Genomic DNA, 26,441 nt, shown 5'->3' on the forward strand with positions numbered 1-26,441 from the left:
TTTTTTGCCAGTCTAAAAGTTAAGTAGGTAGGCATAATTAAACATAATATCAAACCTCATCCTCAATCCCTTTCCTTGGTAAGGGGAGGAAAACTGGAGGTAGGGTGAGGTATTTAATTTGACCCGCTTACTTAATACACATTGTTATATTAGCTGAAATTTTCACTAATTTTCCCGTGCTTGCGGTGTTCGTCGGTGCTGTATTAGCAATCCGATCGCCATACCAATGCCGACAAAGGCTGTAAAGTAGAATAAACCAATCAATCGGATATAAGTTGGTGGTGCGATCGCTTCAACTTCAACTTCTTGTCCTACCTTCACTGGTGCAAATTGACGACTAGATCCTGGTAGAGGAGTTGCTTCCACCTCAATTTTGTGGGGTGAACCATCAAAAAATTGCTCTAGCCATGTTAACTTCCCTTGTTCGTCAGGAATACCTTTGTAATCAAAGACTGTTAAATTATGTTCAAGGGCGATCGCTTTCACCTGTAACGCTACATCTCTGATAGGTTGTCCAGTTGCGCTATCTTTCACCTGTAATGATAAGTTCGCAAGTTTTCCGACAGTTGCGTTTTTATCTCCCCCAAGGTTAATTTCCAATCCCTGAGATTTTTGAGATGATGGTGCGATTGCTTCGGTAGTATTTGAATGGTGTTCGCTGCCGTGAGCTTCGGCAACTTCTGCACTAATGTTGATAACTAATAGGGTTACTATAGCTACCACTGTCAATGCACTTAATAAAAGGCGGACTGACTGTGGTGCAATTTCTCCTTGTTGGAGTTCTTCTTGTCCGCCAATAACCCAACCACCCAACAATCCAAGTGATAACAAAATAGCTGCAATAACAACAAAGTATTTATATTTTATTGGATTTTCCCGGACATTCAGATTTAAAGTTTGCTGATATGGGGCAAAGGCATTTGCTACCAAAGGTGACACATTTACCAGCAGTTGGTAATTACCACGTATGGGTAACATCTGTTGAATTTCTAGCTTCCCATCAGGTGCAGTGGCATCCATTTGCAGCAATTTTGTTCCCTCAACAATGGGAAAATCTGTTGTTAACCAAGGATTCCGATTAGGCGTTAGAATTTGTAAGCTAATTTTTGTATTTTCTAATGCTTTACCCGCAGCATTAACAGCTTGTAACTTTAGGGTAACGGGAGATTGCGGTCTTTCTGCCCCTGCTTCAAAGGGGAGAATGCGTTCTAAAGGTGGGTTGGTGGAGAGTAGCACTCTGGATGCAGGAATTTGAGAATTCCCTACAAAAGAATAAACAATTGATAAAGTGATGCAAACAGCACTGATAACTCCAAAAAGCCGATATTTTTTCATAAAACTTATAGTATATGTGAAACTCATGTACTTTTAGCAACTGAAACTTAAATAGCAGTTGATGAAAGTTAAAGCCAAAAATTCAAATCAAATAATTAGTCATAAATTCAGACACCATTTTCAATTTAGTTAAGGTGATGTAGAGATGGTAAATAAAGCATCTCTACAAAACCTAAAAGTATATCCAAACAAAAACATTGGCGCGAAATTTGCGCTATTTTAGCGTCGTAATTTTCTTAGATGTCAAAGCATTGCTTTATACACCGAAAAAATCTTGGGATTATGATAATTTAGTGACATGCAACACCTAATGTGTGGTGACGCGCTGAGTGTGCTGTGTTATGAGCCGCAGGATAGGTAGAGAACAACACAGTCCAGATAACTAAAGAAGATAGCAACATATAAAGCGTTACCTGCACAGGCTTGGATAAGGTAATACCTGCGGTCTTCTGCAAGACTGAAATATGAGAAAAAGTAGTCATTTTTGATCTCCTATAATAAATTCGGGTAATTCATCAATCAAAGGGCATTATGCCGCTTGATTGCAAAAAGATATACGATCAACTTTGTCTTTGACAAGTGTGTATCAAATGTATTGAGTAAGTGGGCTTTAGTGAATACTATACTATCTTTTGAAGATCGACTCATCATGAGACAGAAATCTCCACATAAAGTCTATACAAATAACAAAAGAATGACATACGGATTTGAATGATGGCATTTTCAAAGCTGATAACACGAAGGTAACAGATTAAAATTTAAAATTGGTCATGTTGCCAAGCATCCAAAATTCCTTGAAATGTAATTGATATTATCTCTAAGCCAATTAAATATGCCACAGATTACCAACAGGTTTTATATTAAAATTGGTAACTATTATACTCGCTGTTTGTACTTAAAGTACTGCTTAAGCAATAAGTATATCAGGAATAGGCATAAAAAGTTAGTTTAATCTAAATAGTATTCATACATAAAAGAAGCGTATAAATACTGTAAAAACTAAAGATAATTGGCTATATTTTTCAGGGACTGATTCTAGCTTTATCTAAATTTAGCAACTTAACTAACTATTTTGAAGCGCTATAAAATTATTGACAATATTTATTAATTCCTCTAATATTTAAAAGCAATTGAAAATCTTTTGCAATTCTTTTTTTGGCGCTAACCGTAACAAAATCTCATGCCCAACAACTTCGCTCTAGGTAACGGAAAACCCTGGAGCCGCCGTCAATTATTGCAGCTGGGACTAGCAGGTGCTGGAGTGACTGGTGCAGCCGGACTTTGGCAGATGCTAAATCTACAAAGTAAGTCAATCGTCAAAGTGCCACCATTCAGTATGGAAGCACCAGACGACGTTACTAACCCGATGAAGATGTTAAGGGATTTTGATTATGGGACGGTAAAGCAAGAAAATGGGCGGACTATCAGGGAATTTCAGTTAACTGCGGGTACTTCCATAATAAAACTCAATAGTGCTGTCTCTTACAACATCTGGGATTTAAACGGTCGCATACCAGGGCCAACGCTACGGGCAAAACAGGGCGATCGCATCCGGGTACTATTTCTCAACAATGCGGGACATTCTCACTCTTTGCATTTTCATGGCGTTCATCCGGCAGAAATGGATGGTATTCGCCCCATAAGTAATGGCAAAGCCACAATTTATGAATTTGATGCTGAACCTTATGGCGTTCACTTATACCACTGCCATATTGAACCAGTCACCCGCCACATCGCCAAGGGACTGTACGGCATGTTCATCATCGATCCACCTACTTCGCGTCCCCCGGCTGATGAGATGGTGCTAGTGATGGGTGGGTATGACGTGAATGATGATAGCCATAATGATTATTACGCCTTCAACGGTCTGCCCCACTATTACATGCATAACCCGATTCGGATTTATAAAGATCAGTTGATTCGGCTGTATGTTCTCAACATCATTGAATACGATCCGGCGGTGACTTTTCATCTCCATGCCAACTTTTTTGATGTCTATCGCAATGGCATGAGTATGACTCCTAGTGAGAAAACTGATGTGATTACGATGGGTGTCGCAGAAAGGCACATCTTGGAATTTGCTTTTCGCTACCCAGGTAAGTATATGTTCCATCCCCATCAAGATGCGATCGCAGAAAATGGTTGCATGGGTCAATTTGAAGTACTTACTGAGAGTAGCTCTCAAAATTCTGTTAAAAAGTCCTAACAATATTATTAGTAATTCGTAATTAATTTATTAAAGTTTTAGGTAAATAGCTGATAAAAAATCTCATTATATGAGACAGTAAAATCTATGACAATGTGTCAAACAAACTAGCTTCTAGTAATATGAAATGTTTCAATTAATACCTTTTTTAGTTGTGCGTGGAGCAAAGATGATAAAAGTTCGTTATATCTGTTTAACAGCAGCAGCAGCCTTAATAGTTACCTTGAGTTCCTGTAGTAGTACACCAACCGCAGAAAATCCATCAGCACCAGTTGCTAGCTCTCCAGCGACAGAGGCAGTAAGTAGTAACAGTCACAGTGGCCACGGTGGCAAAGACAAAATTAACATTAACAATGCTATATTGTCAGAATTAGATAAGTTTGAAGCCAAACTAGGTGTTCCGGCTTTATCGAACAAAATCCAGGCAAGTCGTCCTTATGGTAGCCCAGAAGATTTAGTTACTAAAAAAGTAATTACTAAAGAGCAGTTCGACCAAATTAAAGACCAGGTTAGTGTTCAAGAAGTGGCACTTACGGGTGAGGCAAAAGATGTTGACTATATGTCTAAATTAGGCTTAATGAAAGGGCATCTTTTGGTAGCGCAAGAACTGCTGGATAAGAATCAGCCGAAACAGGCAGAACCTCATATTGGACATCCAGTTGAAGAGATTTATGTTGATGTAGAAGATCAACTTAATGAGCGCAAAGTCAAAGAATTTAAGACAACATTGGTAAGTTTGCAAGATTTAGTGAAATCTAGCCCTAAAGATAGCAAAGTTAAAACTAATTTTACTTCTTCAGTACAAGCAGTTGATTCCGCGATCGCAGCTTTACCAGCAGATCAACGCTCAAAACCAGGATTTGTGCTACAGGTAATTAACGAATTGCTAGATTCAGCCAACTCCGAATATGGCGCTGCGATCGCAGATGGTAAAATAACCGCGCCAATTGAGTATCAAGATTCCCGTGGTTTTGTGGTTTACGCCAATGATTTATACAAAGGAATTTCTAGTCAAGTAGCTCAAGCAGATCCCGAAGCGCACAAAGCGATCGATACTAGTTTCGCTGAACTCATAAAAGTTTGGCCTGCTGCCATCCCACCAGCAAAAGCAGTCAAAACACCTAGTGATGTTACCAAGCTAGTGAAAACCATTGAGGAAAACTCTCAAAAAGTGGTTGACAAATCCAATACCCAAGCACAACGATAACACTTTGTTTTAATGGGAAGTATATGATAAGGAGTTTAAAATAGTAGGAGTTAGGAGTTATGAATTATGAGTTATGAATCCCAATCTGTTAACTCCTAACTTCCAACTCCTCACTAATTACACTCCATTCATTACTTGAACTAACAACTGATGCAAGAACTTGACCATAAAAAGACCATTGACCTGCTGAACGCCATCATGGAATTTGAACTAGCAGGGGTAGTGCGCTATACACATTATTCTTTGATGGTGACTGGCCCTAACCGTATTCCAATTGTGGCCTTTTTCAAAGCACAGGCAAGTGAATCTTTACTTCATGCTGAACAAGTGGGAGAAATTCTCACCGGTTTAGATGGGCATCCCTCCCTGAAAATTGCCCCAATGGAAGAAACCTACCAGCATAAAGTTAAGGATATCTTGGAAGAAAGCTTATCCCACGAAAAAAAGGCATTGGATCTGTATAAAAATCTGCTCGATACTGTTACCAATGCCAGCATTTATCTTGAAGAATTCGCTCGCGGCATGATTGGGCAAGAAGAGATGCATAATCTCGAACTCAAAAAGATGCTACGCGATTTTAGTTAATAGTCATTAGTCATTAGTCATTTGTCAAATTCAAAGAACAAGCGGCGGCAAATGACTAATGGCAAAGGAGAAAGGAGAAAAGACAAAGGATAAAAGATGGATTTTAGTACTGCTCTACCTACTTTTGTAATAACGCTCCGAGAAGGAGTGGAAGCTGCTCTTGTTGTTGGGATTGTGCTAGCTTTACTGAAAAAAGCTAAACAATCCCGGCTTAACTCTTGGGTATATGCTGGTATTGGCGTTGGTATTGTCGTCAGTGCCTTAATAGGCGTGCTATTCAGTTCGATAATTCAAATACTAGGAGCAGCGAATCCTCAATACACCACTGTAGTTGAGCCAGCGTTGGAGGGGGTGTTTAGTGTGTTAGCGATCGCAATGCTCAGTTGGATGCTAATCTGGATGACTAAACAAGCCAGATTCATGAAAGCTACAGTCGAAGGAGCAGTTACTCAAGCACTGACACAAAACTCAAATGCTGGTTGGGGTGTTTTTACTTTAATTTTAATTGCCGTCGTCCGTGAAGGCTTTGAAACTGTTCTGTTCGTTGCTGCTAGTTCTCAACAGGGATTAATGCCAGCATTGGGTGCTATTGGTGGTTTGGTAACGGCATCTGCCATTGGAGTGCTGCTATTTAAATGGGGTGTCAAAATTAACATCCGCCAGTTTTTCCAAGTAATGGGCGTTTTATTAGTGTTAATTGTCGCTGGATTGGTAGTTTCAGCCTTGAAACATTTTGACGACGCAGTGGCTAACCTTGCCCTTAGCAGTCGTGCCACAGAAGGACTTTGTTTCTATTACGAACGTTTTACAAAAGTCCACTCCTGTATTTTGGGGCCAATAGTTTCAAATACTTCCACAATTTTGCCTGACGAACAGTTTCCTGGCGTTATCCTCAAATCTTTATTTGGTTACAGAGACAATCTCTATCTTGTGCAAGCAGTGGGATATGTGGCATTTTTACTCACCATTGGAGGACTGTATTTCCGCAGCCTTGGAAGTGCTTCTCCTGAAGGTAAAAAAAATATCCCCTTTGCTCAAAAACCAATTAGTTCTGCAAAAGATTAAAAACATAATTAGTTGCCTTGTTCCCAGTCTATCTATGACTGGGAATCACCTTAAGGATCGGCATTTGTCACCAACACAAAGTAACCAAAGCTTTCCTAGAGCGGATTAGGCAATGAGCAAAACTTTTATATTAAATTCCTTACTGTTGCTTTCTCAAATACCTAATCCAGAAGCAAAATTTTTAGATTTAAAAAATAAATTATAGAAAAAAGGGTTTCAGGTAATCATTGCACTACCACCAAAGCGAGGAGCTTATGGGTTACTAAGAGAAGCTGACAAAAAAATTTGGATTAATCCCGTAGTGTTTGAGTTAGGTATTGGGACTCAAACATTAATCCATGAAACTGTTCATGCAGCGCAGGTATGTGCTGGAAAAGGAAAAATCAAAATTTTAGGCTTAGACATTCAACCAATCAATTATGCTAGACCATTTTTTAAACGTTATACCGATGTCAAACGACAAGATTTAGAAAGAGAAGCCTATGCAGTACAAACTCAACCTAATAGTTTTGAATTAGCTGTATCTCTTCTTCAACAACATTGTAAATAGCTAGTTTTTAGAGTTGTTGGGAAAGCTGAATCGCCCTTATTTAACTAAGGTACATCATATTCCCCTCCCAATACTGCTCGGTTAAGCTCAAAAAGCTTAAATTTCGTAGGTTGGGTTGAGGAACGTAGACCCGAAGGGGCTTCCCGCAGGGTAACCCAACATTTACAAGGCTTTGTTGGGTTTCACTTGGTTCAACCCAACCTACAAATTTTCTTAACTAAGCAGTATTGATTCCTCTCCTTACTTGCGCTACGGTGTACACACAAGTCGGAAAAACTTCATCTACCAAAGATTTGCAGTGAAGCAGCGCTCTAGGTAGGGTTTCCCTTTGCAGGCGGCTGCTGTTAGGGAAGCGTTAGCGTACCCCTGCGGGGAAGCAAGCTACGCGCAGCGTCTCGTAGAGAGGAACGAGCGTCCGCAGGAGCGTCACCCGTACCCTTCGGGGATCTTGCTACGCGTAGCGTCTCCGATAGGAGAAGGGTGCGTTACGCTGCCGTGACAAAGCTAAACTCTTGCAATCATGGCGTACTCATTTGTTATTCCGGCGTACTCATTTGTTATTCCGGCGTACTCATTTGTTATTCCGGCGTACTCATTTGTTATTTCGGCGTACTCATTTGTTATTTCGGCGTACTCATTTGTTATTTCGGCGTACTCATTTGTTATTTTGGCATACTCATTTGTTATTTCGGCGTACTCATTTGTTATTTCGGCATACTCATTTGTTATTTCGGCGTGTCCATAACGCACCCTACGAAACTACTATAATTGAAACATAGTGCTGGGCATACTTGTGTGTACACCGTAGCCTTACTTGCGGGGAGAGGGTTGGGGGTGGGGTTCTTGTACCTCAATCGAGAAGCGCTATACCTAAAATCACCTCCGATAAATGCATCCTTGATTGGCTGCGAAGTTCTCCCATTATTGAGCTTAAGTTCCCTGCGCTACAAACAACGCTTGCTTAAGCTGCTGACAAGCCTTTTCAATTGCATCTATACTACCTGGATTCACCAGACCATAATAATCAAACACATAGACTCGGTTATTTTTAGTTGCTTGCAGTTGTTGCCAAAAAGCTTCCTTTTTCAGCGAAGCTAAAAGCCCCGCTTCCGAATTCCCTTGTGGGGGATTAACTAAAATTATCACCTCTGGATTTGCTTCTAAAATCTTCTCAGCCGAAAGCGTCACATACCCACCAACAGGACTTTTCCCTTGTAAATCTGCTGCTATATTTTTCGCCTGGAATTTTGCCAGCAAATCCCCTGCCCAACTATTTTTATTCGGCGCTAAAATTGGTTGACGACTAACCAGCGCTAGAGTAGAAAAACCCTGAGTTGGCTTTTCTGGCAAGAAAGTTTTATAACGATTTAACAAAGCCTGAGGATCAGCATCAATTGATTTAGCAAGTGTTTTAGTAAGTTCTTCTAGAGATTCCCAGTTATTCACCTTAGTTAGAAAAGTCGGAATTCCTAGCTGCTGAAGTTTTTGAATTTGAATGTTAAAAAAACCTTCTGCACCAATAACTAAATCTGGCTTGAGTGCTACCACTTTTTCTAAATTTGGCGGACTTTGCCCTTCACTAACACGGGGAATATCCTTAAATATTGAGTCATCCTTAAATAATTTACTACCAGTAATGCCAACAATTTTTGTTTGATCGAGTCGAGAGATAATGTCAGCAGAAAGAGAAGAAAGAGCAACAACTCTTTTTGCTGATCCTTTCGGTAATTGCTGAGAATTTGTGTTTATCGTCTCCGTACTGCTTGTGATTTTTATTTGTGGCTGCTGAGTGTTTACGGTCGTGCAAGCAGCTAAAAATATACTCATCAAAAGTGCTAAAGCAGATAAAAGCCAACGACGATGCATATTAAAATTCCTTTTGGGGTAAAAATGGCATAAGCAGATTTTCACTAACTAAGGTACAGGCAAAATCTACCCAATAACAGACTAAGCTTGGTGTGTATTCAGATGTTTTATGTCTTTATCAAAAAATTCAGCAACACAAACAAGCCTTTAATAGTCTTAAAAAATAGGTTTAAAAACCCCCGTTATTTAAATGTATAATTATATACATGAAATTGCCCACAATTATCTGAATTGGGGTCGATGATTATTGTGTCCATCTACTGCTAGATATGTCTAACCATCCCTTGAACGTTGCAAGATCAACATTATTTTGGCGGCGTCTATTCGCTATTGTTTTCACTAGTAGTTCGTTGCTCCCCAGCTTTGGAAGCGAACCGGCAAGGGCACAAGTAACCCAGTATTGTCAATTATCATCAACGGCGGCACAAGAAAAAGAAAACTTACGTTTGTCAGCGCTCAAAGGCAAACCAGATGCCCAAACCCGCTATCAAAACATTCTAAAAAAACAGGCACAGGAATTACAGGAGTGCCGCACGCGGACTTGGCCGCAAATACAAGCCATTTGGTTGCGCTTGTATCCTTGTGACGTTCAGCCAGGAACAATTGATCAAATTATGGATCGGATTGTTAATCGTGGCTATAACCAAGTTTATTTAGAAGTATTTTCCGACGGGCAGGCATTATTGCCAGCAAAAGCTAACCCGACGGTTTGGCCTTCTGTAATTCGCACCCCAGGAGCAGAAAACACGGATTTACTCGCCACAGCAATTCAAAAAGGTCGGCAACGCGGTTTAAAGGTTTACGCCTGGATGTTTACGAACAATTTCGGCTATACTTACGCCCAGCGCCGAGATAGAGAAAGTGCGATCGCTCGTAATGGCAAAGGTCAAACTAGCCTATATGTGGTAGACAATGGCTCTCAAGTATTTATCGACCCATACAACTTGCAAGCAAAACGCGACTACTACCAATTAGTAAAAGAAATTTTGCGCCGTCGCCCAGATGGCTTGCTATTAGACTATGTACGCTATCCCCGACAAGCAGGAAGTGATTCCATCGCCACCAAAGTTTCAGATTTATGGCTATTTAGTCCCGCAACCCAAGAAGCTTTATTTAAACGGGCACTAAATTACAAAGGGCAGGAATTGATTCGGCGCTTTTTGAGTAAGGGATTCGTCGGCGCCGGAGATATAGCGGAAGTTGATAAACTTTATCCTCAAGAAGGGGAACCTCTGTGGCAAGGACGCATTCCCTCACCAGCGCAAAAATCAATCCTGTCTGCAACCGATAGACAGCCGCTTTTACAATGGGAATTATGGCAGCTTGCTGTTGCCCACGCTATGCAAGGAATTTTAGATTTTGTCACCATAGCCAGTTATCCAGCAAAGCAGCAAGGTATTCCCACAGGAGTAGTGTTTTTCCCAGATGGCAACCAAACTGTAGGGCAAGGGTATGATTCCCGTTTGCAACCTTGGGATCGGTTCTCCACTTCATTGCAGTGGCATCCTATGGCTTATGGGAATTGCGGTAATGTCAGTTGTATTGTGACACAAGTGCAACGAGTTTTGAGTATGGCAAAACCGGGTACGCAGATAATCCCAGCTTTAGCAGGCAAATGGGGAGAATCTGTTAGTAATCGTCCATCCCTAGAAGCGCAAATGCAGGCACTTCGCAAATTTTCTCCCCAACTGAAGGGAGTTAGCCATTTTGCCTATTCTTGGCAATATCCTGAGAATGATAACGATCGCAAATTTTGTCGCAGTCGGTAAACAGCAGGAGTCAGGATTCAGAATTCAGAAGGAAAATTCCCCTCATCTTCTACTAATTGATTCTGAATTCTGTATTCTTCTTCAATGAACTTAATGTGAATTCGACGGTTACAAAAAGGTAAAAAGCTTGCTAGATATGAAGTATAAGAAACAGGGCAGGTATTGCGATCGCTACGCCCGCCGCAGGCATCGCTAAGATTGATCGAAAATCGGCAAAGAAGGCACAAAAAACACCGAGACTAAAAATATCTCAGAAAAATCTTTCTTCTCGGCTATGTTTACCATTGGATCTCGCCTCGACATCACACAAATCTTCTGAAGTTTCATGATTTCTGCAATCAATGGGAAAGCTTGCGTCTTGTGATAATGTAAGAGGGTGTTTAACAAGTGGCGCAAGGTATATTTTTGTCGTTTTGACTTGGCTTTAGCGCGACAAAAAAATAAAGGTTTCAGCCATATAATTAAGATGCTTCGGTGTGTTAAATATGAAAGCAAAAGACCCTTTTTAAATATTCTCTAAACGTCGAATAATAACTATAGCTACTACAAACTATTTAGGATTAACTATGGAACCTATTTCTATGATTATTGCGGCTTTAGGTGCTGGTGCGATCGCTGCTACTAAAGATACCGCAGGGACAGCTGTTAAAGATGCCTATCAGGGTTTGAAAGCCTTGATTAAGAAGAAGTTTGAAAGTGAACCAAAAGCCCAAATGGTTCTGGAAGAACACGAAACAGATCCTGAAACCTATGAAGCACCACTTAAAAAGAAATTAGCGGAAGCTGGTGTTGATCGGGATGCGGAAATTATTAAGGCTGCTCAGGAGTTACTGAAACAGGAAAAGCCTGAAGAATCAGCAGCAGGTAAGTATAACACAGTGTTTCAAGGAGAAGTGAAGGGGATTCAGGTTGGCGATCGCAACAAACAAGAAAATAAATTTAGCTAAAAGCCAATGGGGTATCTAGATGGCTGAAGAGAGTTCTAAATACCACTCAACGTTTCAAAGTGAAGTCAAAGGTGCTGTAGTTGGTGAAGGAAACATTATCTACAACTACTTCTACTCTAGGGAAGAAGTAAAACCTGTTGATTTTGCGATCGCTGTTGATGAATATCTGCCTTGTCCTTATCAGGGTTTGTTTCATTTTGGCCCCAATGAGGCTGAATTTTTCTTTGGGCGTGAAATATTTATAGAAGAACTTTATAGTGCAACTAAAACCAATAATTTTATTCCGGTGTTAGGTGCATCAGGAAGCGGTAAATCTTCGGTGGTATTAGCTGGATTAGTCCCTAAGTTGCAAAAAGCGGGTCATTGGCAGTTTACTCACTTTCGTCCTGGTTCTGATCCTTTCCATGCGATCGCTTTAGCTCTTGTTCCTCTTTATACGCCTGATTTAGATCAAACTGACCAAATTGCCCAAGCCCGAAAGATGGCTGGTTACTTGCAAGATGGCTCTGTTCCTCTCTCAGATGTTTTTGCTAAAATTCAGCAAAATCATCCTAATCATCGACTGCTACTGATTGCTGACCAATTTGAAGAAATTTACACACTCTGTAACAATCAGGAAATACGCCGTAAGTTTCTCGACTGTTTATTAGCCAGCCTAGAAACTCCTGTTTCCCTGTCTTCATCGGCTACGGTGTTGGTGACAACGATGCGGGCAGATTTTTTGGGAAATGCTCTCTCCTATCGTCCCTTTGCTGATGTGTTGCAAAATGCTGATTTGAAACTGGGGCCGATGAATCGGGAAGAACTAACAGAAGTCATTGAAAAACCTGCCCAAAAATTAGGGGTGACATTTGAAACCGGACTGGTAGAACGCATTCTGGATGATGTGGAAGACCAACCGGGAAATTTACCTTTGCTAGAGTTTGCATTAACAGAGTTGTGGAACAAGCGATCGGGTAAACTATTAACTCACAAAATCTATGAAGAAATTGGTCAAGTAGAAGGTGCGTTAGCGCGCCATGCTGATGAGAAATATGGCAACTTGACAGATGACGAGAAGGAAAAAGTCCGACGGATTTTTATTCAATTGGTGCGTCCGGGTGAGGGAGCAGAGGATACCAGACGCATAGCGATGAAAGCGGAATTGGGGGAGCAAAGCTGGTCTTTGGTAAAAAAATTAGCTGATGCTCGGTTAGTGGTGACAAGTCGCAATCTCAGCAGTCAAGAAACGGTGGAGGTAGTTCATGAAGCTCTAATTCGTAATTGGGGAGAATTGCGAGAATGGATGAATACAAGCCGCGTTTTTAGAGCTTGGCAAGAGCGACTGCGGGGAGCAAAGGGACAATGGGAAGCAACGAAGCAAGATCCAGGGTCATTGTTGCGTGGTACAGCTTTGGCGGAGGCAGAAGAAAAACTGAAAGAACGCCCGGACGACTTAATTAATGAGAAAGAATTTATTGAGCAGAGTATCCAAGAACGCGATCGCCTGGAAAAAGCTGAACAAGCCCGTCTAGAGCGCGAATTAAGCTATCTTGAAAAAGCTTTGGACGAAGAAGAGAAAGCCCGTCAAGCAGAAAGAAAAGTGCGTAAGGAAGCTCAGATTAAAAGCAGATGGGCGATCGCCACAACAGTCTTGGCGATCGTGGCTTTAATTATTCTTAGTTTTTCTGCCTTGAAGCAGCAGCAGTCTTGGAAAACAATTGAGTCCGTCTTTTTAGGAACAGATAGTAATCAAATTATAAAAGCTTTGCCCGAATTTATTAAACAGGCAAATGATAAGAGAAATGAATTTGATAAACTTCCTGATGGAGCAGATCCAGTTCGCTATTATACGACTCATACAAACGAAATTAATAGTGTATTTGTTTACTATCGCAGTATTTTATCGGCTGCTTATCGACTTCAACAAAAAAAATTATTTGGGACGGAAAAAATCAAAGAAGATATCTCTAACCCTGCGGAAACTTCATTGGCTGAGATGATCCATAAGTATCGAATACCAGAATTAGAGTCTTATCTCAAGCAAAAAAAATTTGGAAATTTAAAAGATGAAACTAAATCTACAGACTTTGAGAATCGTTTTACAGAGGGTGCTTTACAAACTACCTATGCAATTTTAGAACGAGAATCTGGTGCGGGTGCAGATTTAAATCAAAATGGTTTGATTGATACTCCAGAAGAAGTAAACCAGATACCCTGTAAAACTCTACAAGAAATTGATGAATTATGGCAACACTATACCAATAAACATTGTGGGTGGCTTGGTGATAATGATGATTTATATCAGGATAGTGATTGCAAATTAGATCAGGATAACAGCACACTGACAATGTTAGTTATAGGGGTTCCTAATAGTCCTGATGTTTTAGAATCTCGGATTAAGCAAAGTGTAAAAAATAAAGGGGATTGCAAAGATAAATTCAAGTTATAAAGCTTTAAATCATTGAGTTTGTCCCTAAGCAATAAATGTGTTGGCTCAAATTTTTTATAAATATCTAAAAGTATTCCGCTAAAAACCAATCAAATAAGGAGGAACAATGAAAAAAATAAGAGATTTTAAAGCGTACATTTTGTGGAAGTTACGCCTCTCAAAATGGTTGATTTTTATTGCATTGATCGTGATAGTTCCTATCTGTATACTTCTAACACCTATAACAAGTACGGCTGTAACACGACCAGATAGTGCAACTTTCGATAAATTCCAGGGAACTATTCGTGTTTTTCCAGGAGGAGACACAAGTTTATCAAAGACACCTAAAAAACATCCTAAACTTACCAATTCACCAGCACCAGATATCTTATTCGTTGCTAAAACTCCGTCTGGTTCAAGCCCCAAAAGTTGGGCGCATCTCAAACTGTGGGCAAAATCTAGGCTGGTTGATCCAGTAGTGCAAGCAGGTACTGATGATACTGATACTGAGTACACTTTTCCTTGCAAACTAAACAAACCTGGCAGTGCTGTAATTGGTTGGGGGCTTCAGCAGCAAAGTCCCAGGAGATGTGAATTCATCAGTGTTGGACATCCTGCTTTTCAAAAATCATATTTACGCAATTCTTATCTTGCTGAAAAAGCAATGACTAAGCTTAATAAAGAAAACGCTCAGAAAATATTAGAAAAGCTGAAAGAAGTTAACATTAATTACAGTGTTGCTGAATCGGCAATACTTGAATGGATAGGTGATTCAGACCTTAGATATTACAATATTGTCATAGAGTGCCTTAACATTCTTCAAAATCAACGCCTCAAAAATGGAGGGGCGGATCTTGACAAAATTTTTTATTATTACAAAGACATACTTGGAGTTGAAGAACTTCCACAGAATCCTCAAATTAATCAAGAGAGTTTGAGAGAAGCTATCAGAAGAGGATACAACAACAAAAATGGAACTGATGATTCTTTTGAAAACATCCTTGAAAATGTAGCATCTATTGAGAGTCAAGTACAAGTCTCCCCAACTGAAGACTTAACCTTAATTTACGCCCATAATCTTGACAATAATATGGCGATCGATGTTTTGGTTGGAGCCGTTACAATTCAGGCTGCGGATAATTCGGAAATCTCTGTAGGAGCAGGTAGTCGCTATATATACTTTGGTAACGGCACCCAAGGAAGTACAAGTGTAATTGGTATTAGCAACCTAGTCAACCAGGAACCTGTTCAAATCTTTCTAAACGGTAGTAACTGGTCTGAGGATATTACTCCTTTAATCAACGCCTTTAATCAACAAGTTTCGCAAACTTCCGAACCTTCATCATCAAGGTAAAATTAAAGTTAGACTCTTTAATTCAGGATAATTGTGATTCAGTACGCAGTTATTTAGAGAATAATCCTAATGTTAGCCAGAGCGATCGGCACTTGTGCGACGGCATCGGCACGCAAAAATGAAACCAATTCGCAATGGGCTACGCCCCGCTACGCTAACGCAATGACGCTCGTTCCTCTCTACGAGACGCTGCGCGTAGCTTGCTTCCCCGCAGGGGTACGCTACCGCAACGCTTTCGCAATTCGCAATTAAATTTTTAACGTGCGCCTCTGTTGGAGACTAATTTTAACTTAAAGCCAAGTCTTCTGGTGTATTACAGTTAAACAGCATTTCTGGTTCTGGTAAAGGCAAAATTTCTACAGGATATTGCCGCAGCCACTCCTGAAACGATCGCCCCCCTTGGTTGATAAACTCTAAAAGTTGGGGCAAACAGCTACGGCGATAAAAACCACACAGAGGTTCCCAACCTTTAGGATTATGAGCTAAAGCTGCGACCTTATCATCTCCCACCCTATCAAGTCGAGTTACCCAATCTTGCAACACCTCAACTCGCAACCTCGGCAAATCGCAAGCTAGCAACAGCACCCAATCTGTTTTAACTTCCGCTAGCCCTTGGGCAAACCCAACTAAAGGCCCGTGGGCTAGAGATTCTCCAGACAAAGGTACTTCTCGGATAAACTGGCAACCAGGCAAAAGCAAATCTTGATAGCGTTCTGGCCAGGGAGTTACTACATAAACAACATCAGCACAGTTTTGAGCAATACCACAAACTCGCTCTAACAACGGCACTCCTTGAATGGGAATCAACGCTTTATCTTGACCCATCCGAGAACTCTTACCCCCAGCTAACACAATGGCAGTTAATTTGCTACATGAGTTAATAGTCATTCGTCAAAAAAATAGAGGGTAAAAAACGAGTCAAACTAAATTAACCCCTGACGCTGAAAGTAGAATAAATTTATCTTCTACTTAAACCCCATCATGGCTATCCAAGAACTCAAACAACAACTCCTTCAGCTTTCCCCCAACGATAAACTGTACATCATCCAACTCCTTGCCCAAAGCCTGACCACACACAACAACACCCAACCAGATCAACCAAGCAAACTCTCAGATTTTTTCCGTCAATCCCCCCTAGCTGAATTCACCGAAGAACTTGACCTGAGTCGAGATCGCACCCTTCCGCGCGATGCCTTCACCCCATGAATTATCTCCTTGATACCTGCCTGATTTCCGAACTTGTTGCCAAACAACCAAATCAACAAGTTTTAAATTGGCTAGATGCCCAAGTGCCAGAAAAACTTTACCTTAGCGTCATCACAATTGGCGAAATTGCTAAAGGCATCAGCAAAATTACTGCATCTAAGCGGAAAGAATCTCTAACAACTTGGCTGAATGAAACCTTGCCCAATCGCTTTCAACAAAGAATCTTAAATATAGATGTCTCAACAATGTTGTTGTGGGGAAATTTAGTCGGGCAACTAGAACAGAATGGGCGACCTCTACCTCTCATGGATTCTCTTATTGCAGCGATTGCAATTCATAACTCTTTATCACTTGTCACTCGTAACGAAAAAGATTTTGCTGGAACAGAAGTTGTAATCGTTAATCCTTGGTCTGTTTAGGCTCATCACTATAATGGGTCAGTAACATCCTAGTTAGGAGAAATAAAACTATTTCACGCCCTCACCTGACTTTTCTGGACTTGCTGCAATAAATGCTCTACATTTTCTGCTGGTGCAAGACACTTCAAACCTTGGCAAACTAACCCAACGCTTCCCTCTGGCAAATCAGATGTTATGGCAAACACAGCCGTTGGTAAAAACTTGGGGATCAGAGAGTTTATTTGCTCAGTGGTGCTGCGAATCAAGGTAGAATTACGATACCAATCCAACGCTATAAATAAGCTGGGACAACCTTGGGGAGCGCGATGCATCACACTTTTAAAAGCTTTCAAACCAAGTTCCGCTAAATCCAAATAATCTAGATTATCGGTGAGTTGGGCAAGACGGACAAGGTTAGCGATCGCAATCCCATTCGCTGATGGTGTAGCATTATCAACGTAACTGCGCTCTCGTACAATTAAATCTTGACTAGAGCCACTTGATGTATTATAATAACCACCTAATTCAACACTCCAGAGAAATTCGTTGAATTCATCTTGGATAGCGATCGCTTTTTCTAACCATTGCTTATGCTCAGGGTTGGAAGCTTGTAAATCCAGGAGAGCTTTAATAAAAAAGGCGTAATCTTCAGACTGCGCTAAAACGGTTGGTTCTCCTTGATAGTTGAGTCGATGGAAACGCCCATCGACAAACTGATTTTCCAAGATAAAATTTGCCGCTCGTGCTGCTAATTCCAGATATAACGGTTCTTGGAAAACCCCAGCAGCTTTAGCCAGCCCAGAAATCATCAAGCTATTCCAAGCGACAATCATCTTCGTATCTGTCACTGAGGGAATGCGACCTGGCCAGTTAGTGGTTTTTGCTTCCTGGTTGTTACGAGCCGGAGGAAAATCTAAAGACTCAGAACTAACGCCATAGCGAGCAGTAAACAGCTTGCTCAGAGCAGTTTCCACCGTTGCACTCAGTTGCCCAGAATAGCGTCTTTGCAAGACATTACGTCCTTCAAAGTTGCCGTTAGGTGTAACAGTAAACTGTTCTAATTCCCTTAATTCTTCAGGTGTTAACAGTTGTTGCAGTTCGCTGTAACTCCAGACGTAAAAGGCTCCTTCTTCTGGTTCTACTGCCGTGGGTTCAATGAAGCTGTCGGCATCTTGAGCAGCATAAAAGTAACCTTCAGGCGCGGTCATTTCGCGCTTCAGCCATTGTACAGTACCAGCAACCGCTCTCTCAAAAGCTGCTTCTTGTACTCCTGCACTCCATAAATTTGCTATGTACTCCACAATCTGCCCATTGTCGTAGAGCATCTTTTCAAAGTGGGGTACTGTCCAAGTAGCGTCAACAGTATAGCGATGAAAACCACCGCCCACATGGTCGTAAATGCCTCCCAGTGCTAAGTCTAATCCCCGTTGGGTACAAACTTGCTTGCCATCATAGCGAGATTCAAAATTAAATCGAGTTCCCCGCAGTGCTAATTCTGCATAGGGAATCATCGGAAAGCTATTACCAGATTGACTAGGAGTAATTACACCTGTGCTGGTTTCCCAACCTTGGCGGAGTAATTCATGGTCTTCAAGCTCATCTGTTGTACCATCTTGTAACACCGCAGAGGTAAGCAGCGACTCAATAATTAAGGCTTTGCGTTCCTGTAATTCTGCTTTCTCTGTATCGTAATAACGGCGAAGGGCTTGCAACACCTGCAAAAATCCAGGACGACCATAACGCGGGTCTACAGGAAAATAAGTACCGGCATAAAATGGCACTAAATCTTCTGGGGAAAGAAATACGTTTAAAGGCCAACCCCCTTGACCACTCATCATCTGCAAAGCTTGCATGTAGATGCTATCAAGGTCAGGTCTTTCTTCCCTGTCTACTTTGATGGGAAGATAATTAGCATTCATGTAGTCAGCGATCGCAATATCAGAAAAAGCCTCGCCTTCCATGACAGTACACCAGTGGCAACTAGAATAGCCAATGGAAAGGAAAATCGGTTTATTTTGCGCCCTTGCAGTTGCAAGTGCTTCATCACACCAAGACCACCAATCAATCGGGTTTTCGGCGTGTTTGCGGAGATAGAGGCTCTTAGCTTCAGCAAGCCGATTAGTCATGATTAAATGCAAATAGTTGCCTTCTTTGCTCAGTCTATCCTCTTCTCAAGAGTCTTAGCCTAGACGGGTATGTAGATAAGCAAGAAATCCTACGAGCGAATTATCTCTTGAGTCAGAGGTCATAGTGCATATCTGTGATATTGCTGACCAAATAATTACTAATTCGTAATTCGTAATTCGTATTTAAAAGTACAAAGCAACTAGCTAAAGTTTATAGAGACAAATAAATTTATTCTTTATTTCAGAGCAAGCGACTTCAGTCGTGGGGTGATAATTACGAATTACGTTAGCGTAGCGGTAGCGAGGAACGAGCGTCATTATAAATTACGAATTATTTTGACACCTATGCAATTTGTGAAAAATTCTTACTGAAAAGATCGCAATAGCAAGCTAACAATATTTGGTGGCGTTTCTCGCACAGGTGATGCTGTCTTTGACTGAATTAAACTATTTGGGCTAAGTCCTGCTATCAGATGGAGCAAGAAGGTGATGATGGCGGCTTGTACAAGTTTTTCCAACATGGCACGTCTCTCTGGATGGATAGCATTTCAAGTATGACTAGTTATTCTAAATACATTTAGTTTGAGTACTTACTGAATGTAACAAAAATAATTTGATATTTGCCGAGGGAAATCCTAAAAAAATGTTTAAAATGTTACAGGATTAAGACAATTCCCTAAGCAAGTCTGATTTTGGTTCTCGGTCTAATCACCACATCGCCAAAGTTGTCCAGCAAATGCCGAGATATGAGGTTGGCGATGATTGAAGTTTTTTGATTTGTTCTTCATGGGATATTTTCTTAGACACCTTTTGCGGTTAAAAAGTGCCCTTGGGGGTTGAATTTATCGCCAAATCATCTTTTGTACTGTTTTTGGGCAAGGGAAAACGATAAAGGTTGGATTTATCTGCTTGAGAACAGTAGAGATAAACCCCAGTTTCGTGCTGTCACCGATAAAATGTATTTAAAGTAGCCACAAACACGCTTCCATGATTCCTATCGTTATTGAACAATCGGGTCGAGGCGAACGCGCCTTTGACATCTACTCACGGCTGTTGCGTGAGCGCATCATCTTTTTGGGACAACAAGTTGACAACAACATTGCTAACTTGATTGTTGCCCAACTGCTGTATTTGGATGCCGAAGACTCGGAGAAAGACATTTATATGTACATCAATTCTCCCGGTGGTTCGGTGACGGCTGGTATGGGCATTTTTGACACTATGAAGCATATTCGCCCTGATGTCTGTACCATTTGTACCGGATTGGCGGCAAGTATGGGCGCTTTTCTCCTCAGTGCTGGTGCTAAGGGCAAGCGGATGAGTCTACCCCATTCTCGGATTATGATTCATCAACCTCTAGGCGGCGCTCAAGGACAAGCAACTGATATTGAAATTCAGGCGCGGGAGATTCTGTACCACAAGCGGCGGCTAAATGACTATTTAGCTGAACATACAGGTCAACCAATCGAGCGGATTGCGGAAGATACTGAGCGTGACTTTTTCATGTCACCAGAGGAAGCCAGGGAATATGGCTTGATTGACCAAGTGATTGACCGTCACGCTGCTGGTAGCCGTCCAGCAGTTGCTGTTCTTAATTAATAGTTGCGATCGGTAAATGGTGATTTACCACATTTAATTCCCTTAAACCCTAAAAGTAACCCCTTTTCATAACTGAAGAGGGGTTATTTGACTTCTAAACCGAGTTTTGAAGTTCAACACTTAATTTAGAAGTTGGAAATCAAAATTCTGCTTTTGGGTCTGGCTGAGATTGGAGATATTGGAGGAATTGCTGGAATTGATCGTCGGCCAGTAAAGAACGCGTCGCTCCCGTCCCTGTTCTGGTGTCCAGCTTAAACGCTCTATCTCGACATCAGTCTTAGCCAATACCTTCTTCCAAACAAGCAAATGCTGCCGCTCAACAAGCAAATGCGATCGCTTAACAAGCAAATGCTGTAGCTCAACAAGCAAATGCGATCGCCCAACAAGCAAATGCTGCCGCCCAACAAGCAAATGCGATCGCTCAACCTGACTTTCCACGGAATGTGGAAAAGGAGATAGACTTTTGCAAGAAGTCTATTAGTCCTTACAAATGACTAATGACTAATGACAAATGACTAATCAAAATCCCGCTATTGGGTCTGGCTGCGATTGTAAGTATTTGAGGAATCCGTGTAATTCTTCTTCAGTTAGCAAAGTACGTCCCCGCTTACCATAAGTTTCAATCAGATGTTCTCGCCCTTGTTCTGGTGTCCAGCCTAAACGCTGAAGTTCGACATCTGTTTTAGCAATTACATCCGATAAATCAACGGGTTCAGCTTTTTTCTTTCTCTTTCCTGTCACTGGCGGGGTGGCGATATCCTCTTGAGGGCTGTAACTCCGAGGTGTAAATGGTGTGACATTATTGGCAGAAATCCCTGGAAAGGTTTGATTTTCCACCTGGTTATCAAAGGTTATTTCCAAGTTTTCCACTGGAGGATCAAATTCTAGCTCCTTGTTGGGTGTCGCAGGAAAGTTTTGACCTAAATCCTGGCTATAGTTATCGCTTAGTAGAGACGTACCACTGCTGTAGCCGTACTGTTCATTATTGTTTGTTACTACTTCGGGTTTTATGTTCCGTACTTTAGAAGACGGTATAGATATTTCTTTGTCGCTGACCACTGGCCACTGACTACTAACAAAATCTTGATCTTTGGCAGAAGAATAGGCAGCAGACTCATTTAATCCACCTTTGGTATTCAAGGAAGGGTTTAGCTGCACTGGGGGAATTGGATTTGAGCTAAATGCCACTGATTGCTGTGGCGTATTTGTAATACCCAAAACTATCAGTGCCCTGGTTCTAGCTTGGTCTTCTGCTGCTTCTACTGTTTCTGCTGCTGCCATACCCGTAGCACGGGTTACGCCTTCTATTTGCACGCTTGCCCGGACAATATATTTTCCTTGAAAAATTTGCACTAATTCAGAAATCAGACTGCCCTTGGGATACAAGCTCTGGAATTGAGCCAACATAATACTGCTACCAATCTAAATCTTTTGGGTACTTGGGACTTGGGACTTGGGAATGGGGACTGGGGGCTGGGGGCTGGGGACTGAGGAAAGAATTATTTTATCCTAATCCCTAACCCCTAATCCTTAATCCCTAATACCCAGTCCCTAATACCCAATCCATAGTCCCTTCTAATGCTTTGCCTTGTGTCCCAATTGTAGCAGTAGCTCTTTTTTGACGAAATTTTTGGCTAGTGCTAACTTATCTGGGTAGCCTTGCCTGCAATGCTATACTGATTACCCAACTGGATATCTAGAAGTATTTTCTGGAAGTGCGCTCTAAATCTACAATAATGGAGATAAGGTTCGCCCTCACTGCTTATTAAGCTGCTCACCTAATTGTTACCGATTCTACATGTGGGAAAATTGGGTTCACCGCAGTTTTGCCTAGTTAAAAATCAGAGTATAATGTCGTAAAATTACCTTCACTCTAGACAATCAAACACCTGTAGTTTCCACGCCACTTGCTCTACTTTGGGAAACCCCAAGACGGCAGTGGCTCCCCTGCATAGCCCTTTTGGGCAGTCTGGATTCTCTAAACCCAGCTTCTCAAAAACCCGTCGCGTAATTACCTAGCGGGGCTAAATCCTAATCAGGCGTGTAATCTTAAGTTTGGTTAGGTGAAGAGACTTGAACGCAGGCGAACTCTGAGATCATCGTGCAGTGAGAAGTTCGTAGACGCCCATTATGTGTGGGTCGCCTTCCTTTGCTTAGAACTGCGGGAGTAGTTTATCACTCTTGCGGGGTCGGGCTTCCTTTCCTTAGAACTTAGGAAGTCTTGCCTCTGAGCAATTCGTTTCCAACTTGTTTCTGTAAGCCGTGAGGGTATAGAGAAAAGAACCAGATTGATTCAGAATTCAGAATTCAGAATCAATATAGTGGGGAATTCAGCGCAAAGCGCGGTCTTGGGGTCTCCCCATCGCTTTTAGCGTCTCCCCTTGGGAGAAGAGGAGCAATTTTGTAAGAGAGACCCGCCACTATAAAAGTTGACCACAAAACAAGAAAATTTTTGTGGGGAACTTAAACCTCTTGATTCAAACGCGGACTCGCTACCACTGCGCTATCCGCAAGTTACAGAGAATTCAATTCTGTTAGCGGATAGCTAAGGTTTAGCCCATTCTGGCGACTGACTCCTGAATTCTGTTTTGTTAAACAAAAATGATGTTTTGACCAAAGGTCGGTTCACTGCATGGAATTTTCAATCGCTACACTCCTTGCCAATTTCACCGATGATAAATTGGTAGCTCGGAAGGTTTTAGAAAAGAAACTTGGCTGTGAAGATGAAAAAAGCTTACAAAAACTTCACATTGCCTTAGATGTTCTGGAAAAAATCGGTATTTTAGTAAAAGAACGGGGCAAGTACCGCCGTGTCTCAGAAGAGGGAATAATCGAAGCAAAACTCCGTTGTTCTAGTAAAGGCTTTTGCTTTGCTATTCAAGATGTGGAAGGAGCTGAGGATATTTACATCCGCGAAAGTCATCTGAGTAATGCTTGGAATGGCGATCGCGTTTTGGTCAGAGTTCTTAAAGAAGGCAGTCGCCGTCGCTCTCCCGAAGGGGAGGTAAAGCTAATTCTAGAACGTTCTAACCACACTTTACTGGCACGAATCAAGCAGGTGGAAGCTGGTTTTAGGGCTGTGCCTTTAGATGATCGATTGCTCTTTGAACTGAAGATCCAGCCTAATGGGGCAAAGTTGGAAGAAGCGATCGATCACTTGGTTCATGTAGAAGTTTTGCGTTACCCATTGGCACAATATCCTCCCCTTGGTCGAGTAGTGCAAATCCTCGGTAGCGATGCCGAAGCTGCTGCTGATATAGATTTAGTTACGTGCAAACACGACCTTTCCCGGACTTTTCCAGATAATGTCCTAGATGCAGCCGCCAAGTTGCCCAAAAAGCTACTAAAAGCAGACCTGAAAAATCGGCTGGATTTACGTAATTTATTTACCTTCACCATTGAAGGGGTAGGCGATACCAAAGTTATAGAAAACGCTTTTAGTTTAGAAAAAAACTTAGCCGGAAATTGGCTTTTGGGCGTTCATATCACCGATGTTTCTCACTATGTCCAACCTGACGAAGCCCTAGATAGAGAAGCACTCAAACGGGGCAAATCAGTGTATTTGGGAGAATTAGTGTTGCCAATTTTGCCCCCAGGTGTGGTAGAACGCTGTTCTTTAGTACCTGGAAGCGATCGCTTAACTATCTCTTTTTTAATTACCATTGATCCCCAATCTGGACAAGTCCTAGAGTGGGAAATTCAACCCAGTGTAATTAACGTCGAAACTGCACTGACTACTGAACAAGCCCAAGCAATTCTCACAGGTGAATCTCAAGTTCAATCCCCACAGGTTTCCCAAATCCTGCAAGACCTCCAAGCCTTGCAAACAGCCGTCAAACAGGTACGGTTAAATCGTGGTAGCCTCCAGTTGAATCTGCCGCCCAGCCAAAACGCCTACTATGATGAGGGGATTCTCGGCGCTGTGGTGGTGAATGATTTACCAGTGCGATCGCTACTCACGGAGTTGGTACTGTTAGTTAATCAACTGGTAGCAACTCACTTAAATGCTCTTGGTGTTCCCGCCATCTGGCGAGTTCAAGGCACACCTGATGTTGAAGATGTCCAGGAAATGCTGAAATTGGCAGTCAATTTAGGCGTTGACCTCACACTAGATCCAGAAGTCGATATCCAACCCTTAGATTATCAACATTTGACCACAGCTTTTGCTGAATCTCCCTCTGAGCAAGTTCTTACTTACTTGTTACAAGATACACTTAAGCCGTCAGCGTACAGCACCACCAAAGGATCTCACTTTGGTCTGGCACTACCGCAATATGTCCACTTTAGCGCTCCCTTGCGGCGTTACCCAGATTTGCTGATGCAGAGAGTGTATTACGCGCTACTCGAAAACGGACGCGATCGCCGCAATACCCGTGTGAGAGAGCGCGTTAACCTGCGCCACTCCTCCAGCCACGAGGAAATTAACTGGAACGTTTTACCCCCAGAATTGCAACAAGAACTGCAAAGCGATTTGACTAGGGTAATTGTCCAAATCAACGACCGAGAAAAAGAAGTCCTAGAAGCTGAAGCCGATTTAGCTGGGCTGCAAAAAGCCCAACTGATGAAGCAGCGCATCGGTCAGGTATTTCAAGGCGTGATTACCGGGGTTCAATCCTACGGTTTCTTTGTAGAAATTGAAGTACCAGCAGCCGAGGTGGAGTCCAGTAGTAATCCTGGTGTGCCTTTGAGGGTAGAAGGATTGGTACACGTCAGTTCTCTCAAAGACGATTGGTATGAATATCGCGCCAGACAACAAGCACTGTTTGGTCGTAAAAATCGCGCTTCTTACAGATTAGGCGATCGCGTCGCCGTACAAGTTAAGAGTGTCGATTACTACCGTCAGCAAATTGATTTGGTAACAGTTGGCAGCGATGGCGTACCCAGAGGTTTAACTGGCGGTGGTTCCAATGAGGAGCTTTCAGACCTCTACTTACCAAATGATATTGAACCTGATGACCTAGACCCTTACTCTGATGACGAGTAAAATTAAGTAACCCTTACGTGTCAAATAACACAAAACCTCTAATTTTAGGCGTATCAGGCGCATCTGGTCTGATTTACGCTGTTCGCGCAATCAAATTTTTGCTAGAAGCGGAGTTTAGTATTGAATTGGTTGCCTCTAAATCTACTTACATGGTTTGGCAGTCAGAACAGGAAATTCGGATGCCACCTGAACCAACCGGACAAGAACAATTCTGGCGAGAGCAAGCTGGAGTCGCAATTTCGGGTAAACTTCGGTGCCATCCTTGGGGTGACGTTGGAGCCGGGATTGCCAGTGGTTCATTTGCCACTCTGGGGATGATAATTATTCCATGCAGCATGAGCACAGTGGCAAAGCTAGCGGCTGGCTTGAGTTCCGATTTACTAGAACGGGCGGCGGATGTCCAACTCAAAGAAGGACGAAAGTTAGTCATTGTTCCTCGTGAAACCCCTTTTAGCCTCATCCACCTCCGTAACTTAACGTCTCTAGCAGAAGTTGGAGTGAGAATTGTCCCCGCTATTCCTGCCTGGTATCACAATCCCCAAACCATTGAGGATTTAGTGGATTTTGTAGTTGCCCGTGCTTTAGATCAATTAGATATTGACTGCATTCCAATTCAGAGGTGGCAAGGTCGTCGCTAACATTCTCAATGGATTTATTGTAAATTTCACAATAGTTCTAAAAAGGTAATGATAGAGATGGCTGATAGTGTTAGTAGTCAGTGAACAGTAATTAGCGAAGAATATTCAGACTGATAACTGACCACTGACAAAAGAGGCAGGGGAGTAGTGAGGAGGGGACAAAGGGAGAAAGATTCTGGAATTCCCGGCTCTATTA

24 protein-coding genes are annotated in these 26,441 nt (G+C 41.9%); 14 read left to right on the forward strand and 10 right to left on the reverse strand.

Annotation, left to right across the window (positions count from 1 at the left end; translation table 11 throughout):
• Window positions 1–165: 165 nt before the first annotated feature.
• Both VE944_RS05540 and VE944_RS05545 read right to left on the reverse strand, forming a co-directional pair.
• Window positions 166–1,335 carry a hypothetical protein gene (locus VE944_RS05540; RefSeq protein WP_324973464.1) on the reverse strand — a complete coding sequence of 390 codons (1,170 nt, stop codon included), beginning with the start codon at window positions 1,333–1,335 and terminating at the stop codon, window positions 166–168.
• 290 nt (window positions 1,336–1,625) lie between these two features.
• Complete coding sequence (locus VE944_RS05545) at window positions 1,626–1,817, reverse strand: CbtB domain-containing protein (RefSeq protein ID WP_229551865.1); 192 nt, start codon at window positions 1,815–1,817, stop codon at window positions 1,626–1,628.
• A gap of 698 nt (window positions 1,818–2,515) precedes the next feature.
• On the opposite strand from VE944_RS05545, the gene VE944_RS05550 reads away from it, so the two are divergent.
• From VE944_RS05550 to VE944_RS05570, 5 genes are all read left to right on the forward strand, one after another.
• The gene (locus VE944_RS05550; protein WP_324973467.1) at window positions 2,516–3,541 is read left to right on the forward strand and encodes a multicopper oxidase domain-containing protein; all 1,026 of its coding nucleotides are present in this window, start codon (window positions 2,516–2,518) and stop codon (window positions 3,539–3,541) included.
• A gap of 169 nt (window positions 3,542–3,710) precedes the next feature.
• On the forward strand, window positions 3,711–4,748 hold the full coding sequence (locus tag VE944_RS05555; RefSeq protein ID WP_324973470.1) for a helix-hairpin-helix domain-containing protein: 1,038 nt from the start codon (window positions 3,711–3,713) through the stop codon (window positions 4,746–4,748).
• 150 nt (window positions 4,749–4,898) lie between these two features.
• Window positions 4,899–5,333: a ferritin-like domain-containing protein gene (locus VE944_RS05560; protein ID WP_100901802.1), complete on the forward strand. Its 435-nt coding sequence runs from the start codon at window positions 4,899–4,901 to the stop codon at window positions 5,331–5,333.
• A 96-nt stretch (window positions 5,334–5,429) separates the two neighbouring features.
• On the forward strand, window positions 5,430–6,398 hold the full coding sequence (locus tag VE944_RS05565; RefSeq protein ID WP_324973473.1) for an FTR1 family iron permease: 969 nt from the start codon (window positions 5,430–5,432) through the stop codon (window positions 6,396–6,398).
• Between the two features lie 301 nt (window positions 6,399–6,699).
• Window positions 6,700–6,948, forward strand: coding sequence for a hypothetical protein (locus tag VE944_RS05570; protein WP_324973476.1), 249 nt, complete (start codon window positions 6,700–6,702; stop codon window positions 6,946–6,948).
• Between the two features lie 504 nt (window positions 6,949–7,452).
• Here VE944_RS05570 and VE944_RS05575 read toward each other — a convergent pair.
• On the reverse strand, window positions 7,453–7,698 hold the full coding sequence (locus tag VE944_RS05575; protein WP_324973479.1) for a hypothetical protein: 246 nt from the start codon (window positions 7,696–7,698) through the stop codon (window positions 7,453–7,455).
• 180 nt (window positions 7,699–7,878) lie between these two features.
• Window positions 7,879–8,814 (reverse strand): ABC transporter substrate-binding protein, encoded by a 936-nt coding sequence (locus VE944_RS05580; protein WP_324973482.1) that lies wholly within the window; start codon window positions 8,812–8,814, stop codon window positions 7,879–7,881.
• A 269-nt stretch (window positions 8,815–9,083) separates the two neighbouring features.
• Here VE944_RS05580 and VE944_RS05585 point away from each other — a divergent pair, with 269 nt between their 5' ends.
• The gene (locus tag VE944_RS05585) at window positions 9,084–10,583 is read left to right on the forward strand and encodes a family 10 glycosylhydrolase (RefSeq protein ID WP_324973485.1); all 1,500 of its coding nucleotides are present in this window, start codon (window positions 9,084–9,086) and stop codon (window positions 10,581–10,583) included.
• 192 nt (window positions 10,584–10,775) lie between these two features.
• On the opposite strand, the gene VE944_RS05590 is transcribed toward VE944_RS05585, so the two are convergent.
• Entirely contained in the window at window positions 10,776–10,910 is a 135-nt protein-coding gene (locus VE944_RS05590) for a hypothetical protein (RefSeq protein WP_324973488.1), read from the reverse strand.
• Between the two features lie 239 nt (window positions 10,911–11,149).
• Here VE944_RS05590 and VE944_RS05595 point away from each other — a divergent pair, with 239 nt between their 5' ends.
• The 3 genes from VE944_RS05595 (at window position 11,150) to VE944_RS05605 (ending at window position 15,294) form a co-directional block, all read left to right on the forward strand.
• A complete protein-coding gene (locus VE944_RS05595; protein ID WP_324973492.1) occupies window positions 11,150–11,530 on the forward strand; it encodes a hypothetical protein in 381 nt (126 codons plus the stop codon).
• 19 nt (window positions 11,531–11,549) lie between these two features.
• Window positions 11,550–13,961, forward strand: a complete 2,412-nt coding sequence (locus VE944_RS05600; RefSeq protein ID WP_324973495.1) for an nSTAND1 domain-containing NTPase — start codon at window positions 11,550–11,552, stop codon at window positions 13,959–13,961.
• Between the two features lie 106 nt (window positions 13,962–14,067).
• Complete coding sequence (locus VE944_RS05605) at window positions 14,068–15,294, forward strand: hypothetical protein (protein ID WP_324973498.1); 1,227 nt, start codon at window positions 14,068–14,070, stop codon at window positions 15,292–15,294.
• A 285-nt stretch (window positions 15,295–15,579) separates the two neighbouring features.
• On the opposite strand, the gene VE944_RS05610 is transcribed toward VE944_RS05605, so the two are convergent.
• Complete coding sequence (locus tag VE944_RS05610) at window positions 15,580–16,182, reverse strand: molybdenum cofactor guanylyltransferase (protein ID WP_324973501.1); 603 nt, start codon at window positions 16,180–16,182, stop codon at window positions 15,580–15,582.
• A gap of 93 nt (window positions 16,183–16,275) precedes the next feature.
• Between VE944_RS05610 and VE944_RS05615 the strand changes: the two genes are divergently transcribed.
• On the forward strand, window positions 16,276–16,500 hold the full coding sequence (locus VE944_RS05615) for a hypothetical protein (protein WP_324973504.1): 225 nt from the start codon (window positions 16,276–16,278) through the stop codon (window positions 16,498–16,500).
• Entirely contained in the window at window positions 16,497–16,919 is a 423-nt protein-coding gene (locus tag VE944_RS05620; RefSeq protein ID WP_324973507.1) for a type II toxin-antitoxin system VapC family toxin, read from the forward strand. Before VE944_RS05615 ends, VE944_RS05620 begins: the two co-directional genes overlap by 4 nt.
• A gap of 53 nt (window positions 16,920–16,972) precedes the next feature.
• On the opposite strand, the gene VE944_RS05625 is transcribed toward VE944_RS05620, so the two are convergent.
• Together VE944_RS05625 and VE944_RS05630 are read right to left on the reverse strand one after the other, a co-directional pair.
• Window positions 16,973–19,024 (reverse strand): thioredoxin domain-containing protein, encoded by a 2,052-nt coding sequence (locus VE944_RS05625; protein WP_324973510.1) that lies wholly within the window; start codon window positions 19,022–19,024, stop codon window positions 16,973–16,975.
• Window positions 19,025–19,389: 365 nt separating this feature from the next.
• A complete protein-coding gene (locus VE944_RS05630) occupies window positions 19,390–19,545 on the reverse strand; it encodes a hypothetical protein (RefSeq protein WP_324973513.1) in 156 nt (51 codons plus the stop codon).
• A 466-nt stretch (window positions 19,546–20,011) separates the two neighbouring features.
• Here VE944_RS05630 and clpP point away from each other — a divergent pair, with 466 nt between their 5' ends.
• The gene (clpP, locus tag VE944_RS05635; protein WP_196517036.1) at window positions 20,012–20,623 is read left to right on the forward strand and encodes an ATP-dependent Clp endopeptidase proteolytic subunit ClpP; all 612 of its coding nucleotides are present in this window, start codon (window positions 20,012–20,014) and stop codon (window positions 20,621–20,623) included.
• Window positions 20,624–20,743: 120 nt separating this feature from the next.
• Here the strand turns inward: clpP and VE944_RS05640 are convergent, their stop codons facing one another.
• The gene (locus VE944_RS05640) at window positions 20,744–21,061 is read right to left on the reverse strand and encodes a hypothetical protein (protein ID WP_324973518.1); all 318 of its coding nucleotides are present in this window, start codon (window positions 21,059–21,061) and stop codon (window positions 20,744–20,746) included.
• An 81-nt stretch (window positions 21,062–21,142) separates the two neighbouring features.
• Window positions 21,143–22,030 (reverse strand): hypothetical protein, encoded by an 888-nt coding sequence (locus tag VE944_RS05645; protein WP_324973521.1) that lies wholly within the window; start codon window positions 22,028–22,030, stop codon window positions 21,143–21,145.
• Between the two features lie 1,225 nt (window positions 22,031–23,255).
• Between VE944_RS05645 and VE944_RS05650 the strand changes: the two genes are divergently transcribed.
• Both VE944_RS05650 and VE944_RS05655 read left to right on the forward strand, forming a co-directional pair.
• Entirely contained in the window at window positions 23,256–25,607 is a 2,352-nt protein-coding gene (locus tag VE944_RS05650; protein WP_324973524.1) for a ribonuclease R family protein, read from the forward strand.
• Between the two features lie 17 nt (window positions 25,608–25,624).
• Entirely contained in the window at window positions 25,625–26,245 is a 621-nt protein-coding gene (locus VE944_RS05655) for a flavin prenyltransferase UbiX (RefSeq protein WP_100901789.1), read from the forward strand.
• Window positions 26,246–26,441 lie beyond the last annotated feature (196 nt).

The organism is Nostoc sp. (genome assembly GCF_035638895.1).
Classification (GTDB): Bacteria; Cyanobacteriota; Cyanobacteriia; order Cyanobacteriales; family Nostocaceae; genus Nostoc.